Raw genomic sequence first — 16,303 nt, 5'->3', positions numbered from 1 at the left:
TTAGTAAAATTGATCAGTGAGTACTCTTACCTAGTACCCCACCTCAGTGAAATTGCGGAAATAGAAGAACGTAGGTGGGATGGGTTTTTAATAAAATATTTAACATCAAGTGCAGAAGACGAAGCATATACCCTAAAAAGTTTCTCAGCAGGTGCTGACTTTAATCCGTATCTAATGAAAAGCACTCAGATTACAAGCTTCCTGAAAGCGATCTTTGAGGATGCTGTATCTAATAAGTCTTAAATAATTTCTCTATTTTGAGTAGCGTAGAAAAGCCGCCTATACATTGTGTATAGGCGGCTTTTTAAGCTGTTTAATTTTATTAGCTAGATTTTGAACTAGGGTTTCCAAAATTTAACTAGTCAAACTAGCCAATCTCAACACTCGTCACGTTCTGAAAGCCTCTTGGCAGCTGTCCACCACGATTACCGCGAACACCCGTATAGTTAGCCAAATCATTTGGCTTGAGTGTCACATGGCGTTTGCCAGCAGTAATGACAAGGCTGTCCTGCTGACTAAGTGGTGTGATTGCGAGCACTTCTTCACCGTCTTTTAATTTAATAAGTTTGTTCCCTTTACCGCGAGCTTGTTCAGGCAAATCATCGAGGGCAAATATCAGTAGATACCCTGCATTGGTTGCAACGGCAACATGATCAGGTGTCACGCTTATATTGCTATTTTCACCTTCTGTATTAGCGGCCGTCTCTACTGGTACGTCGATACGTGCAACAGGGAGCAAGCGACTATCAGTTGCTAGGTTAATGACGTTTTTACCAGCTTTTTGATTGCTATCAAGGTTGCCAATGGTATTGATAAAACCATAACCTGCTGAGCTGGCAAGGATAATACGTTGATCGTTATCACCCGTTAGTAGCTGCTCAAAGCTAGCGCCTGCTGGCGGCTTTAATACACTGGTCAATGGATCACCTTGACCACGCGCGGAAGCAAGATTGTGCGCATCGATACTGTAACTGCGTCCCGTACTGTCGAGTACGTAAATCCTTTCGTTTGATTTGCCGCGCACGTGCGCCTGATAGCTGTCACCTGAACGGTAACTCATGCCAGCGGCATCGACATCATGGCCTTTGGCAGCACGAATCCAACCCGCTTTTGATAAGATGGCAGTGACCGGCTCACTTGGTACGAGGTCTGACTCTTTTAGTGCTTGCGCTTCTTCGCGTTCTGCCAATGGTGATACACGCTCATTGCCATGTTCTTTCATATCGGCAGTAAGCTCATCGATCATCAGATTGGTTAGACTGTCTGGATTGTCTAAGTATTCTTGAATGATGGCACGTTCGGCAGCAAGTTCATCTTGCTCGCGGCGCAGCTCAATCTCTTCTAATTTTGCCAACTGACGCAAACGAATATCCAAGATAGCATTGGCTTGAATGTCAGTCAGGTCATAATCCTGCATCAAGGTCGCTTTTGGATCATCCTCTTCACGAATGATGCGAATCACTTCATCGATATTCAGATAAGCAATCAGTAAACCCGCCAAAATATGCAAGCGTTTATCGATTTTATCGAGGCGATATTGCAAGCGGCGTGTGACTACTGAACGGCGACAGATTAACCATTCTTCCAAGACTTCTTTTAAGTTTTTCACCTGCGGCTTACCATTTAAGCCAATCATATTCATATTGACGCGGTAATTGCTTTCTAGGTCAGTACTAGCAAACAGATGGCTCATGACGCGTTCGACATCGACTCGCGTTGAGCGCAACTCAAGGACGATACGACAAGCGTTTTCGTGATCTGATTCATCGTGAATGTCAGTCACCCAAGGCAGCTTCTTATCTGTCATAAGCTTAGCAATTTGCTCTTGGATTTTGTTGCCTGACACTTGGTAAGGCAGCGCATCGATAATGACGAGATTTTTTTCTTTAGGGTCAACATGAAAGGTCGCGCGCATCTTATAACTGCCGCGTCCAGTCTCGTACATCGCTTGCAAATCTTTTTTGCTAGTGATGATTTCCGCTGGTGTCGGCAGGTCAGGTGCGGGTATCGATTGGGTAAGCTGCTTAACCGACAGCTCTGGGTTTTTGAGCAAACGAATGGCCGCGCGTACCACTTCATTGAGATTATGCGGTGGAATGTCTGTTGCCATACCGACTGCGATACCCGTTGTACCATTTAATAAGATATTAGGCAGGCGGGCAGGTAGGGTAGTTGGCTCTTGCATCGTGCCATCGAAGTTATCTTGCCAATCGACCGTGCCTTGTCCCAATTCTGCGAGCAACGTATTGGCATAAGCCGACATTTTAGCTTCGGTATAACGCATCGCGGCAAAGGATTTCGGATCATCTGGGCTACCCCAGTTACCTTGACCAGTGATAAGCGGATAGCGATAGCTGAACGGCTGAGCCATCAGTACCATGGCCTCATAACAAGCGCTGTCACCATGCGGATGGTATTTACCCAATACGTCACCGACCGTACGCGCAGACTTTTTCGCCTTGGCAGTGGACTTTAGCCCAAGCTCGCTCATAGCATAGACGATGCGACGCTGGACAGGTTTTAGACCGTCAGCGATATTTGGCAACGCCCGATCCATGATGACGTACATGGCATAGTTGAGATAGGCCTGCTCAGTGAACTCTGCGACTGAACGAGTATCCATCGGCTCATTGGGAATAATTGGGGCGATCGTATGATCAATAACATCAGACATAAAATAGGATTCACTTATCAATTTTAATAGGTATAGATAATTGGTTCAAGCATACAAATAGGATAGTGCTATCGTAAAGGATATTGCACCAATTAAAAAGACGTATGTCAGAATATACGACATCTCGTGACGTGCTTAAAACAAGCGCTTATAAAGGCCTTTTATAGTATGGTGATTCATAGCTTTTATAGATCAAGTTAAGTATAGTAAATCTAATATTTGTTTTTTATAGGGTTAATAGATGTCTTAAGGTTTAATCCTTTTTATTTAAGATATTTTATCTATCCTTAGTCTACAGACAGTAGGTTCAGAATAGTTTTAATGCAAAATTAATAACTGAAAGTATGACAGTTAATAGACTGAGCCTATTTAAATAGCGTTAACCATATATTGACACGGACAAGTCGCTACTGAACTATCTTACAATAAGGAATTTCTGTTATGTCATTTGACCCTTTATCTAAAATATCTGCCTCTACAATGCTAAAAAACGAAAGTAAGCACCTAGGGAAAAACGCTACTAGAAATGTACTATTGATTACTGCTATAACCAGTCTAGGATTGACAGCCTGTAGCCCTTCACAAATGAGCAAAACGCTACCAGCCGAGACAAGCAGCACAGTCAATCAAGATGCAGCAGTGGTGTCAGAGTCTATCATGGCATCACCCAGTGTTAAGCCCTCAGTCATCAGCCAACAGATGATGATACGTTCTGCGGCGCAGACAGGTATCGTACGCCCATTACCGAGCATCATAGTCACGCCAGAGGCAAAAGACAACTATCAAAAAAACGCAGCCAATCCTGTACATCGAACTACGGATATGGCGGTATCCACCCTGTCTATCGATACCGATACGGGCAGCTACGCCAATGTGCGCCGCTATCTAAACGAGGGTCAACTACCACCTGTTGATGCTGTACGGGTAGAGGAATTGATTAATTATTTCAACTATCAATTTGATGATGGCAAACGCTTAGGTAGTGCCCCGTTTGTTGTATCAACTGAGGTAGTAGACTCACCTTGGGATAGAGCAGATCAGGATAATAAAATCGTCAAAGTTGGTATCAAGGCCGTTGATAGTAGCTGGTCGCAAAAAACGGATAAGCAGTCTATGCCTCCTGCCAACCTTGTGTTTTTAGTAGATGTGTCAGGCTCTATGTCGTCGCGCGATAAGCTGCCATTGGCACAGTCATCGCTCAAGCTGTTGACAGAGCAAATGCGTGCTCAAGACAGCATCAGTATCGTGACCTATTCAGGTAGTACTAGTGTGGCATTGCCTGCGACCAGTGGTGACCAAAAAGCAAAAATATTGGCTGCGATCGATGGATTAAATGCCTCAGGCTCAACCAATGGGGAAGATGCTCTTAAATTGGCCTACAGGCAAGCTGAACAAGGACTAAAAAAGAACGGTATCAATCGAATCATGATATTAACGGATGGCGATTTTAACGTTGGTATTAGTGATGTCGATGAGATGCTTGATTTGGTCAAAGCAAATCGCGATCGCGGTATCTCTTTGTCTACCGTTGGCTTCGGTCGCGGCAACCTTAATGATCACATGATGGAACAGATGGCGGACAACGGTAATGGTAATTACAGCTATATTGACAGTCTAACTGAAGCCAAAAAAGTCTTTGGCGATGAATTAGCCGCGACATTTAACACCGTTGCTAAAGACGTAAAAGTCCAAGTTGAGTTTAATCCTGATGTGGTGAGTGAGTGGCGCTTGATTGGTTATGAAAATCGCGTACTGGCTGAAGAAGACTTCAATAATGACAAAATTGATGCAGGTGAGCTTGGGGCAGGTAAGGCGGTTATCGCTTTGTTTGAAGTGACACCAAAAGGTCAAAAAGGGTTATATAGCGATCGCCGTTATGCTGACAGCAATGCCAGTACTAGTTCGAATAACAAACAGAACTCTAATGAACTTGGTTATCTAAAAATTCGTTATAAAGCACCGACAGGTGGTAGCTCTAAACTGATTAGCCAACCGATTAATAAAGCCAGCCACGCTTTAAACAAAGCCAGTATCGATACTCAGTTTGCGATGGCAGTAGCAGGGTTTGGTCAACGCTTGACTCAAAGCGATTATATTAATGACTGGCAGTACAGTGATAGCACTAAGCTTGCCAAAAGTAGTATCGCAGATAGACCAAGTAGCGATACTGATGGTACTCGTCGCAACTTTGTGACGTTGACTGAGCTGGCGAGTGCGCTAAAAAATAGCCAATAGTGAACAGATATCGTGTCGGGATGGTCATTATGAAGCAGAAGTTAAGGGTCATATTTTCTAATAGCTTGACTGATATTTTTAATCTAATATGTTGATATATATAGAGATATTGAGCGTCAAGCCTATTTGAGAACTGGTGTAGCAATCTTTTGTATTGAGTACTATGTATAAAGTGTGTATGTTAATGAACAAAGGGCTATTTACCGCTATATTGTTCGCTCAGCACTATACAAATATGTCGCAGCCTTGCTTTTTATCATAACGATAGGCAAGACTCTGACGTTTTGTATATTTATCACACTGTGATTGGCGTGGGTTGACGGTAATGTATTATTACTAGGAGAGAAAAGATTATGGAAAATCAAGGAAACTTAACCCGTCGTGGCGATAAAGTTTGGCTAAAAACGTATGAAGAACTTGGTTTGGAGTATGACATTGAGTTGCCAGCCGACAATACGTCACTTATCGATATTTTCGAAAAAAGCTTCGCTGAAAATGCTGATAAAACTGCCTATATCTGCATGGGTTCATCGTTAAGCTTCCAGGAAGTAGATTTATACAGCCGTCAAATGGCCGCTTATCTACAGTCATTAGGATTGGTCAAAGGCGATAAAGTTGCGGTCATGATGCCCAACATTTTGCAGTTACCAATCTCTGTCATCGCTGTACTACGTGCAGGCTTTACCTTAGTTAACGTCAACCCTCTGTACACTACCAGAGAGCTTGAGCATCAGTTGACTGATTCAGAAGCCAAAGTGCTGATCATGGTCGAAAACTTTGCCAAAACCTATCAAGACATCGGTCGCAATGTGGTCGATAAAGTCGTGATCACGGGTATGGGCGATTTGATGGGTACGCTCAAAGGCTTTATGGTTAATACGGTCGTCCGCCATGTCAAAAAAATGGTGCCAGACTATAGTATTTCTAATAGCATCAGCTTCAAAACAGCACTAAAGCAAGTCACTGCTAGCAAATATAAGCGCCCAACCAATATCACACTTGATGACATCGCCGTCCTACAGTATACCGGTGGTACAACGGGTGTGGCAAAAGGTGCGATGCTAACGCACAAAAACTTGGTGGCAAACTTAATTCAGTCTAATACCTTTTTGGGCACCGCTTTTGATGATTTAGATCAAAGAGGTGAGCAACCTGTGATTATGACGGCATTGCCGATGTATCATATTTTCTCATTTACCGTATGTGGCATGTTCGGTCTGTATCGCGGTTGTGTGGTGCTATTAGTACCAAACCCACGTGATCTTGATAGCTTGTTAAAAGCATATAAAGCCAATCCACCAGCGTTCTTCCCAGCGGTCAACACGTTGTTTAACGCACTTGCCAATAACGAAGAATTTATCGCGATGGATCATAGCAAGCTGCGTCAGTCGATGGGTGGTGGCATGGCGGTACTGAGCCCAACAGCCGAAAAATGGCGCCAAGTGACAGGTAATATTATTATTCAAGGTTATGGCTTGTCTGAAACATCACCAGTCGCGACCGCTAACCCTAGCAACAGCACAACATTCACAGGTACCATTGGTGTACCAATGCCAGCAACAGATGTGGCGATTTTGGATGATGCAGGTAATGAAGTAGCACTTGGTGAGCGCGGCGAGATTAGTGTTCGTGGTCCACAGGTCATGAAAGGTTACTGGAACCGTGAAGATGCTACTGCCGAAGTCATGACAGCAGATGGATTCTTCCGTACTGGTGATATCGGTATTATGGCTGACAACGGATATGTGACCATCGTTGACCGCAAAAAAGACATGATTTTGGTGTCTGGTTTTAACGTCTATCCGAATGAAGTCGAAGAAGTCATGGCTGGACATCCTAAGATTTTAGAATGTGGCGTCATCGGTATCGAAGATGAGAAGAGTGGTGAGATTCCTAAGATCTATGTTGTCCGTAATGATCCTAGCCTGACTACCGAAGAAGTTCTTGAGTACGGTAAAGAGAACCTAACAGGTTATAAACGTCCTCGTCGTGTTGAATTTATTGATGAGCTACCAAAATCGAACGTTGGTAAGATTTTGCGTAAAGATCTACGCGTACTTGAAGAAAAAAACCACGGTTAATTTGCTGATACACGCACCTAGATAGTTGTTTGATAGCTGCGTGTATTGACCAAAGACACATGTGAAAGTGTCGCTCGATTAGATACTGTAGTAAGTAAAGTAGTAACCAAAAATGATAAGGCTGCAACCATGCTGTCTTATCATTTTTTTGTCTTTATCGCTTTTGACATTTGCGGATGACAGCTACTATTAATAGAGAATATCTATTAAAACTGCTATAGTGCCCATCGACGTATTTTTGTTTTTATCCAAAAAATCGTACTAGTTTTACTTAAGACAACTAGTGAAATCATAGTAGTAAATATCATTTTCGACTTGGTCGTGCTAAGTGGTAGTATTATTTATCATAGACCCAGTAACACACTTTAATTTGCAAAGCTTATGAATGATAAACCCGATCATACTTATCTATTTCTTATTCATAAGCTTCTGCTGTCAGCAATAATCATAAAAAATGGTGTTTCCATTAGCATATTCAATGTTTTTAACAGTAACATTTAGGGAAAATTATGACGGATAATATTAATAAAAAAACGACAGATAATAGCGCTGCAACTGATGATAAAGCCAATACTACTAACGACGTTTATCAAAGCAATGCGTTTCCTACTATGCCGACCATCGACAGTGATAGTCCGTGGCTGAGCGCTTATGAGCGCTATAGCATCGATGCTACTATCGAGATGCCAGAAGACAATACCTCTCTACTTGATGTGTTCGAGCGTAATTTTAGCCGTTATGGTCAAAAACCTGCCTATATCTGCATGGGCTCATCGATTACTTTTAAGCAATTAGATCTATATAGCCGACAGATTGCTAGCTATTTGCAGTCAATAGGACTGGTCGCAGGCGATAAAGTTGGGGTAATGATGCCCAACGTCTTGCAGTATCCAGTAGTTGCTTTGGGTATCATTCGTGCAGGGATGGTGTTGGTCAATGTAAACCCTCTATACACCAGCCGTGAGCTGTCACATCAGTTGCATGACAGTGGTGCGAAAGCGCTATTTATCGTTGAAAACTTTGCCAAAACGTATCAAGATGCCGAAGACAAAGGTCAGGTAGAGCATGTAGTCGTGTGTACCATTGGTGATATGCTAGGTACGATTAAAGGAGCTGTGGTCAACCTCGTGGCTCGCCATGTCAAAAAGATGATTCCTGCTTATAGCATACCGAATAGCATGAGTTTTAAGCATGCCTTAAATGCTGAGTCAGCCAGTAAGTACCAGCGCCCTGAGTTGAACTTAAGCGATGTGGCCTTGCTGCAATATACCGGTGGTACGACAGGAGTAGCGAAAGGCGCAATGCTGTCTCATGGTAATCTAGTCGCCAACATGCTACAGGTCAGTGCGCTGATGAACAGTGCATTTGATGATGATATAGATGGTAGAGATGTGATTTTGACCGCACTGCCGCTATATCATGTATTCTCATTTATGGTCTGCGGTATGTGTAGCATGTACCAAGGTTATGCCTCGCTACTCATTCCGAATCCGCGCGATCTTGATGGGCTTATCAAAGAGATGGCTAAATACAAGCCGGCGTTTATCCCTGCCGTGAATACTTTGTTTAACGGCTTAGTACACAAAGATAACTTTGCTGATTTGGACTTTTCTAATCTAAAAGCATCTATCGGCGGCGGTATGTCAGTATTACCTAGCGTAGCGAAGGAATGGCATAAAATCACTGGTCTGCCTATCGTTGAAGGTTACGGCTTGTCTGAGACCTCACCTGTCGTAGCATTTAATCCGATGACTATTGCAGAATTTACCGGAAAAATCGGTATTCCTGCGCCTAGTACCGATATCGTACTCATTGATGATGACGAAAATATAGTAGCCATGGGCGATCGCGGTGAAATCTGCGTAAAAGGTCCACAGGTCATGATTGGTTATCAGAATCGTCCGAAAGAAACTGCTGAATCCTTTACGGCTAGTGGTTACTTAAAAACTGGCGATATCGGCATCATGGACGAAAAAGGCTTTATCAAAATTGTCGATCGCAAAAAAGACATGATTTTGGTGTCTGGTTTTAACGTCTATCCCAACGAAATTGAAGAGGCGATGAGTGAGCATCCAGCAGTCGTAGAATGCGGTGCTATTGGTGTACCGAACGATGATCGCGGCGAAGAGCCAAAGCTGTTTGTGGTTAAAAAAGGCGACGTGACTGAAAAAGAGCTACTAGAATATGGCAAAAAACAACTGACTGGCTATAAGCGCCCACGTCATATACAGTTCGTTGACGAATTACCAAAGTCGAACGTTGGCAAAATCCTACGTAAGGAATTGCGTAAGATGGAAGGGTTAGAATAGTTTATATCTGACATTCTGTTGATAACGGTGGCGTAATGGCAGGAGCGAATCTTGCTATTGCGCCGTTGTCACGTTAGGATATCTTAAGATTTTAGTCGACTACATATCTATCAATGTGTTTACTGACAACTGATAGGTGTTTTTATGACACTGCTTTTATAACATTGTACTAGGAATTTTTATGCGTATTGACAATCGTGAGCTTGACCAACTTCGCTCGATCAGCTTTGAGCGCCATTATACGAAGCATGCTGAAGGGTCAGTAATGGTAAGTTTTGGCGATACCAAGGTACTATGTACTGCCAGTGTAGAATCTGGTGTGCCGCGCTGGCTCAAGGGTAAAGGCAAAGGTTGGATCACAGCTGAGTATGGTATGTTGCCACGTGCGACCAACACGCGTAATCAGCGTGAAGCGGCTCGCGGTAAGCAGTCAGGTCGTACGCAAGAGATTCAACGTTTGATCGGTCGTAGCTTACGTGCCATGATTGATCTGAGTAAACTTGGTGAAAACACCATCTATCTAGATTGCGATGTGTTGCAAGCGGATGGCGGTACTCGTACGGCGAGTATCACTGGTGCTGCAATTGCGCTTATCGATGCGCTAGAGAGTATCCAAAAAGCCAAGAAACTCAAAGCAGATCCGCTAATCGGACTGGTTGCTGCGGTTTCTGTTGGTATGAAAGATGGCGAAGCGTATCTTGATCTGAACTACGAAGAAGACTCTAGCTGCGATACCGATTTGAACGTTGTGATGACCCAAAAAGGCGAGTACATTGAGCTACAAGGTACTGCTGAAGAAAAGCCGTTCACTCGTGAACAAGCAGATGCTATGCTGTCGTTAGCTGAAAAAGGCATTGCTGAATTGATTAAAATGCAACAGACGGCGCTTGGTTGGTAGACTAGCGTTTAAATACAACACACTGTCTTTGTTTTTAGTGTCAATAACTGCCTGTTAGCTGCTAATAGGCAGTTTTTTAATAGAAAATATTCGTACATTACGTAATAGGTAACAACACATGCTAAAGCTGACTGATGATGGCGCCAAAATCACCTTACAAGGGCAATCAAATGCTGCTGATAATGGCATGTTTTGGTTTGGTTCTGCATTATTGGTCGGGGCCGTCGCAGTCGCCATGGCGATGAGCCTATTGCCTGAGCGTCTAGCCATCGGTGCGCTTGCCCTGCTTATCATTGGTAGCTTCATTTTTAATAAAAAGCGCCAACAGCATAAAAAAGCCATGAGCGGTATGATTAGCAGTGGCACATTATGGGTAAGGGCTGGCGAGTTGGTCCATGACAATCTAGGTAAGCGTGAGCATATTCATTTAACGGATGGTGATAAGATAACGCTGATTGGCGAGCAATTACAGATTGTCGATAGCAGTGACGTGCGCAAATATCATATTACTGGTTTCGAGAGTGCTCAAGAAGCAAAAGCTGCGAAAGCTATCTTAGAAGGGCAGGCGCTAACGAAACGTCATGTAAATATCAAAATGAAGAGTAATTAGTATCTTTTCTCAATTTTATACTTTATGAAAGCATAGCTATTATCTTTGTGCTATCCAAACTTCTAATTCGAATATCGTTTTAAATTTCACTTAGCGCATCTCCCCAATATTGTCATTCATCAGTATACTTATACCGTCTATCACCTATCGCAGGCGAATAGTGCTTGCAGATTTGTGCGCAAATGGTTTATAAGTAGGATTATAAAGTTCATTCTTACTATTATCGACACTGTCATTGAGATCTGATTGACAAGGAGTTAGTCATGCTGCGTTTGTCTATACCGTCAGTCGCCGCGTCAAGCGGTTTATTACTATTTACCTGCGGCATGGTAGGGCAAGCCCATGCAGATAGTATGAGTATGCTTATCGCTCAGAAATCAGCTCAATCAACGACGAATACATTCTATCGTTATCCTGAGGTAACACGTCAAGCGCCTACAGTCTTACCGGCGTTTTTATCAGGCAGCTATGACAATGTTGATAGCGAGTACCTACCGCTGCTGAGCAATGCAGAGACGCAGAGTAGTATGGCAGCACGTGAGGTGGTCAGTACCGCCCGCAAAATGGCACTTAACGAGCGCACGATTATTCAGGGTGGCTGCTGGGACTATTTAAATGCTGTATTTAATCGGGCAGGGGTATTGCGTAATACCATACACAAAGGCACTTATGCGCAAGGGCCCTATGCTAGTAGCAGCGAGATTGAAGCAGGCGACTGGCTCTATTATATTAACCATGGCTACAATGGCGTCGAGCATAGCGGCCTGTTTGTCGGTTGGGTCGATGAGCATGCCAAGCAAGCATTGATACTGAGCTATGCTGGCGAAAATCGCCGTGAACCAGCTCGTTACCGCGTTTACGATTTAAGTAATGTTTATCAAATTATGCGCCCTAGTGTTTAGTGTTTGATATTTCCAGTTTGACAACATGTTCTATAATTGAATAAAAAAGCGTCCGCAACTCATTGAAGTTACGGACGCTTTTTTGCAGGTTAGATGGTTTTTCTGAACCTAAAACGGTTTTACCACGACTAGAATCACGATAATAACTAAGGCGAAGACAGGCACTTCATTAAACCAGCGCCAAAACTTATGCGTTTTATAATGTGGATTATCGATCAGCTTTTTACGATAAAAGCCGCAAGCACCATGATAGCCTGAGAGTAGCACGACTAAGAGCAATTTAACGTGTAGCCAACCTTGGGTTTTGTACACATCCCAGCCCAGCCCCAACATCCATAGACCAAAGACCCATGTCGCTATCATCGAGGGTGTCATGATGCCGCGATACAGCTTGCGCTCCATAATGGCAAAGCGCTCATGACTGATGCTATCGTCGCTCATCGCATGATAGACGAACAGGCGCGGCAAATAAAATATCGCCGCAAACCAGCAGACCATAGAGATAATGTGTGCCGCTTTAATCCAGTTAAAATAATCTGCCATCATAGTTTCTCTTGCTTAGCTTGTATTTTTTAGCGTGGGCTTAGTCTGCCAATACAACTTGTGTTTGATGACCATTCATCGCATCCATTACAGGCAGTACTTTAGGCGCTCTTGGTGCGGCAAACTGTTTGGTGAGGCCAAGCTCACGCATGAGTCTATCATCGCCTGATTGGCTCGCGTTACCAGTGGTAAGAAGCTTATCACCATAAAAGAATGAGTTAGCACCTGCCATAAATGCCAATGCTTGCTCAGAATCAGATAGACTTTCGCGGCCAGCAGATAGACGCACGTAGCTAGTCGGGCAGCAAATACGGGCGACCGCAATAGTACGAATCCATTCAAGTACAGACAGCTGTCCTTCGGCCAGTACTTTGTCCCCAATCGGTGTACCTGCAATAGGCACCAGTAAGTTGACTGGAATTGATTCAGGCGCTTTTGGCATTTTTAGCAGCTCAAGTACCCAGTCGATACGGTCATCACGGCTTTCACCCATACCAACGATATTGCCACTACAGACATTAATGCCAGAGTTACGCACGTTTTCTATCGTATCTAAACGCTCATCATAGCTACGCGTGCTGACGACTTGCTCGTAGTAGCTGCGCGAAGTATCTAGGTTATGGTTGTAGTAATCCAATCCTGCATCGGCCAACTGTGTTGCCTGATTGGTATCGAGCATACCCAGCGTCATGCAAGTTTCAAGTCCCAGTGCTTTTACTTCTTTGATTAGCTCAACCACATAAGGCATGTCTTTGGCACTTGGATGTTTCCACGCGGCACCCATGCAGAAGCGCGATGAGCCACTGTTTTTGGCACGTTTGGCCGCTGCGATGACTTTGTCAACTTCTATACGCTTTTCTGCTTGTAGTTTGGTGGTGTCGCGATGATGGCCTGACTGTGAGCAGTAGCCGCAATCTTCAGGGCAGTTGCCCGTTTTGATAGAGAGTAGCGTGCTGATTTGTACTTCATTGGCAGTAAAATGCTTTCTATGGATGGTTTGTGCTTGTAACAGCAAGTCCATTAGAGGTAAATCAAACAGTTGCGCGATTTCTTCACGGCTATACGTCGTAGCTACTTTACTATCAGTTTGAGTCGCGTCTGTGGCTAGATTAGCCAAAAAATCACTATTGGTCGTATCTGGCTGAGTGGCTACATCAGTTGGCTGGGTGGCGTCAGGTTCGGAGATGCTAAGCAATCCTGCCATAAGGTAAGTCCTTTTATAAGAATTAGAGGGTATTAAATAAAACCAATGTTTTTATCTATTGTCATTTATAAGGTAACAAAAAAGGTTGCCGTATAGTATACCGCAACCTTTTTAGAAAATCAGAACACTGCTAGACAGTATGTATAATTGTCACAGTAGCGCACATAAATAGTAACTATACGTTTGGCTATTTAGTTCTATATCATCCATTCTACCAATGACTACCGCTCAGTGCACCATTCTTTTTATTTACCAAGTTTGTGCTTAGCAATACCAACCCAATGCTCAGCAAATTTCTGTGCTTTATAAGCGTAAGGTTTGGCTTTTTGGATATATGGTTTGCACTCTTCTGGAATAGCTGGAACGATATGCTTAGCAAGTTTATTAAACCACATCATTAGGCTATAGTCGCCTTCGATGCTCAAGTTACCTTCTTGTACAGCAGTCATAAAGGCAGGCAAGCTACCTTTAGTAAGCAGTCTAACGCCAGTCATAGAGTCTTTAAAAGTGATGGTCAAATCGGCTTCTTTTGCATGGCCGCTTTGTTGACTGAACTGTCCATTGTCAAAGCTAAAAGAACGGGCGATATCAGATTCAGTACTAGCAAATTCAATCGTAACTTGGCGATCAGCGAATAACGCTTTGACATCTTCATTATCGCTATCAGCTAACATAGACAAACGATAACCAACGACAGCCAATAAAGCATCTAATGGATCAGATTTGATATCTAATACAGGAACAGTAAACATAGCAGAACTCCTAAAAAAATGAGGCATAAAAATAAAGCGTACTTTATACCAGTTTTTATGACAAATATATAACTGGATTATAAACTATCACAGGGTGCCAACTCTTTAGGAGTTAAGTAGAGAGCGTTAAGTATCTTGTAACATTCGATGTCACTGACGTAAGCAAGGTATTGATATAGACGAGCAGAGGTATAAATAGGATAGTTTTAACGGAAACGTGGCTGATAGTTATCATCGTAGACAGGAGTGTGTTCGATATAGCGTGCGGCTTCTAGCTCACGTTGCTGGCTAACTGTCTGACTCACATCATCATAGCGTAATGCCCGATACAGTACCCAAGCTGCCAACGGTAACCAACTGATGCCCATAGCGATGATATAGCGATGCCATGATGATAGCTCCATCAACATAGGACGACCGGCTAATATATTTTGAATCAACTCAACGGTGAACCAATAAGCCATACCGCCAAATAGATATAGCAGTAGCCAACGATATGACGATACGGCAAGCACTACTACTAAACTGGCTAGCAGTCCATAACCAAGCCATGCCGCGCCGCTCCATGCCTCTACACCGATAAAAGAAAATATAGTCATTAACATCATTCATCTCGCTATTCATAAGGTGAATTCCAATGAGACTATTATGAGAGGTTATTGAGTAAAGCTGAAGAGGGTACAGGCGACTTTGCGACAACCGTTGACGCTTGGTTTTTTGGCTTGTTTTGCAATATTTAATGGCTAGGTTTTAGGCTAAGCGCCGTGAGGAGTGGCGCTTATTTTGAGTAATATGGAAATGGTTTTTCTAGTCTAGGAAGACGTTTATTAGCTAGCAAACCAAGCCAAACTAGCAAACAGGACTGACAGTTTGCTAAATACTTAGCCTCGATTGGTACGATTACCCCACCAAGATAATAACGAAACTAGGATAGCACCGAGTAGCATAAGTCCTATTGTCGTTGACCACTGTGCGCCAGTAGGATATTGCCATGGCATGACATTATGGACGGCTTCAGTATTTAACGAGCCTAGCGCATCTACTTTCCATGGCCATACTTTTATTAGAGAGCCTGCAATAAAGCCTGTCAGCAATGCCAAAGTAGCTTGGTAATAATGCGACAGTAGCCATTTAAGTGCGCGCGTGAATAGCAGTAGCCCAGTTGCCATGCCCGCAATGACTGTGAAAATGGCACTCAGATTCATCGTGTCGACTGCTTCTAATACCGCATCGTAAGCGCCTAGCAATAGTAAAATAAAAGACCCTGATATCCCTGGTAGGATCATGGCACAAATAGCAATTGCCCCTGCAAAAAATAGATACGGTAAGCTAGGCGTGGTCGTGAGTAACGGCATACTACTGATAACTACGGCGGCAATAAGCCCAGTCGCAAACAGTGCGACACGTCCTATATTCCAGCGCTTAATTTCACTAAGTAAGATAAACACCGTTGCAACGACCAGTCCAAAAAAGAATGACCAAATAAGCAATGGTTGGTTGTCCAATAAATGCTTAATGATACCGGCCAACGTCGCAAAGCTAGTGGCAATACCCAGTAGCAAACACAATAGGAATGTCGCGTCTACTTGTCGCCAAATTGCCGCGAATCCTTTGATGCCACCTTCCTGACGGAATATCGTCCAAAGATTGGGGCCGATACTGCCAAGTGCGTTAATCAAGCGCTCGTAAATCCCTGCAATCAGCGCAATGGTGCCGCCAGAGACACCAGGTACGATATCAGCTGCTCCCATGGCCATACCTCTGACATAGATACCTACCAGCTGCTTAGGGCTATCGGTACGTAAAGGTACCGTATCTTGCTCTAGTGGCGTTGGCGTTGACGGCTGAGTTGGCCGTGGAGATTGTGGTGCCGTCATGGGTATTCCTTTATCATTTAAAAATAAGTGTTATCTGAAAGTAAACATTAGATAAAAACAGGCGTTAGCTAAACATCAGTATGAATAGAATATTGTATGAATTATCATCACGTACTAAGGCATGTCTTCAATTCATTTGATAGTCGTTTAACTGGACTAAAATGGCTAAATCTTGTCAGACATCGTCAAATAGCTGGTTAATATATCGATATTATCTA

Annotated in this window: 12 protein-coding genes and 1 pseudogene; 7 read left to right on the top strand and 6 right to left on the bottom strand. The window is 43.4% G+C overall.

The annotated features are described in order from the left end of the window. Positions 1-243: pseudogene (locus CXF60_RS14530) on the top strand (hypothetical protein); the annotation flags it as partial. Between the two features lie 124 nt (positions 244-367). On the opposite strand, the gene parC reads toward CXF60_RS14530, so the two are convergent. Further along, positions 368-2,674: a DNA topoisomerase IV subunit A gene (parC, locus tag CXF60_RS01470; RefSeq protein ID WP_102090485.1), complete on the bottom strand. Its 2,307-nt coding sequence runs from the start codon at positions 2,672-2,674 to the stop codon at positions 368-370. Positions 2,675-3,115: 441 nt separating this feature from the next. On the opposite strand from parC, the gene CXF60_RS01465 reads away from it, so the two are divergent. The 6 genes from CXF60_RS01465 (at position 3,116) to CXF60_RS01440 (ending at position 11,709) form a co-directional block, all read left to right on the top strand. After that, complete coding sequence (locus CXF60_RS01465; protein WP_102090484.1) at positions 3,116-4,909, top strand: vWA domain-containing protein; 1,794 nt, start codon at positions 3,116-3,118, stop codon at positions 4,907-4,909. Between the two features lie 353 nt (positions 4,910-5,262). Next, positions 5,263-6,990: an AMP-binding protein gene (locus CXF60_RS01460; protein WP_102090483.1), complete on the top strand. Its 1,728-nt coding sequence runs from the start codon at positions 5,263-5,265 to the stop codon at positions 6,988-6,990. A gap of 509 nt (positions 6,991-7,499) precedes the next feature. Further along, positions 7,500-9,299, top strand: a complete 1,800-nt coding sequence (locus tag CXF60_RS01455; protein WP_102090482.1) for an AMP-binding protein — start codon at positions 7,500-7,502, stop codon at positions 9,297-9,299. Positions 9,300-9,480: 181 nt separating this feature from the next. Next, positions 9,481-10,197, top strand: coding sequence for a ribonuclease PH (gene rph, locus CXF60_RS01450; protein ID WP_102090481.1), 717 nt, complete (start codon positions 9,481-9,483; stop codon positions 10,195-10,197). A 118-nt stretch (positions 10,198-10,315) separates the two neighbouring features. Next, on the top strand, positions 10,316-10,807 hold the full coding sequence (locus CXF60_RS01445; RefSeq protein ID WP_101206065.1) for a hypothetical protein: 492 nt from the start codon (positions 10,316-10,318) through the stop codon (positions 10,805-10,807). A 263-nt stretch (positions 10,808-11,070) separates the two neighbouring features. Beyond that, positions 11,071-11,709: a hypothetical protein gene (locus tag CXF60_RS01440; protein ID WP_102090480.1), complete on the top strand. Its 639-nt coding sequence runs from the start codon at positions 11,071-11,073 to the stop codon at positions 11,707-11,709. A gap of 108 nt (positions 11,710-11,817) precedes the next feature. On the opposite strand, the gene hemJ is transcribed toward CXF60_RS01440, so the two are convergent. The 5 genes from hemJ to CXF60_RS01415 form a co-directional block, all read right to left on the bottom strand. Next, positions 11,818-12,252: a protoporphyrinogen oxidase HemJ gene (gene hemJ, locus CXF60_RS01435; RefSeq protein ID WP_102090486.1), complete on the bottom strand. Its 435-nt coding sequence runs from the start codon at positions 12,250-12,252 to the stop codon at positions 11,818-11,820. A gap of 40 nt (positions 12,253-12,292) precedes the next feature. After that, positions 12,293-13,456 carry a biotin synthase BioB gene (gene bioB, locus CXF60_RS01430; protein ID WP_102090479.1) on the bottom strand — a complete coding sequence of 388 codons (1,164 nt, stop codon included), beginning with the start codon at positions 13,454-13,456 and terminating at the stop codon, positions 12,293-12,295. A 245-nt stretch (positions 13,457-13,701) separates the two neighbouring features. After that, on the bottom strand, positions 13,702-14,208 hold the full coding sequence (locus CXF60_RS01425; RefSeq protein WP_102090478.1) for an SCP2 sterol-binding domain-containing protein: 507 nt from the start codon (positions 14,206-14,208) through the stop codon (positions 13,702-13,704). A gap of 206 nt (positions 14,209-14,414) precedes the next feature. After that, positions 14,415-14,807, bottom strand: a complete 393-nt coding sequence (aciT, locus tag CXF60_RS01420) for an AciT family ciprofloxacin tolerance protein (protein WP_228153175.1) — start codon at positions 14,805-14,807, stop codon at positions 14,415-14,417. Positions 14,808-15,089: 282 nt separating this feature from the next. Next, positions 15,090-16,085, bottom strand: a complete 996-nt coding sequence (locus CXF60_RS01415; RefSeq protein ID WP_102090476.1) for a DUF368 domain-containing protein — start codon at positions 16,083-16,085, stop codon at positions 15,090-15,092. Positions 16,086-16,303 lie beyond the last annotated feature (218 nt).

It is taken from the genome of Psychrobacter sp. 4Bb (assembly GCF_002836735.1).
Classification (GTDB): domain Bacteria; phylum Pseudomonadota; class Gammaproteobacteria; order Pseudomonadales; family Moraxellaceae; genus Psychrobacter.
Note: the sequence above shows the minus strand (reverse complement) of the source record. Positions and strands in the feature narration are given on the sequence as shown.

Bases quoted from the DNA above. Each gene is read 5' to 3' on its own strand.
- CXF60_RS01455 (WP_102090482.1), top strand. From the start codon at position 7,500: ATGACGGATAATATTAATAAAAAAACGACAGATAATAGCGCTGCAACT.
- CXF60_RS01440 (WP_102090480.1), top strand. From the start codon at position 11,071: ATGCTGCGTTTGTCTATACCGTCAGTCGCCGCGTCAAGCGGTTTATTA.
- CXF60_RS01465 (WP_102090484.1), top strand. From the start codon at position 3,116: ATGTCATTTGACCCTTTATCTAAAATATCTGCCTCTACAATGCTAAAA.
- parC (WP_102090485.1), bottom strand. From the start codon at position 2,674: ATGTCTGATGTTATTGATCATACGATCGCCCCAATTATTCCCAATGAG.
- hemJ (WP_102090486.1), bottom strand. From the start codon at position 12,252: ATGGCAGATTATTTTAACTGGATTAAAGCGGCACACATTATCTCTATG.
- CXF60_RS01425 (WP_102090478.1), bottom strand. From the start codon at position 14,208: ATGTTTACTGTTCCTGTATTAGATATCAAATCTGATCCATTAGATGCT.
- CXF60_RS01415 (WP_102090476.1), bottom strand. From the start codon at position 16,085: ATGACGGCACCACAATCTCCACGGCCAACTCAGCCGTCAACGCCAACG.
- rph (WP_102090481.1), top strand. From the start codon at position 9,481: ATGCGTATTGACAATCGTGAGCTTGACCAACTTCGCTCGATCAGCTTT.
- CXF60_RS01445 (WP_101206065.1), top strand. From the start codon at position 10,316: ATGCTAAAGCTGACTGATGATGGCGCCAAAATCACCTTACAAGGGCAA.
- bioB (WP_102090479.1), bottom strand. From the start codon at position 13,456: ATGGCAGGATTGCTTAGCATCTCCGAACCTGACGCCACCCAGCCAACT.
- CXF60_RS01460 (WP_102090483.1), top strand. From the start codon at position 5,263: ATGGAAAATCAAGGAAACTTAACCCGTCGTGGCGATAAAGTTTGGCTA.
- aciT (WP_228153175.1), bottom strand. From the start codon at position 14,807: ATGACTATATTTTCTTTTATCGGTGTAGAGGCATGGAGCGGCGCGGCA.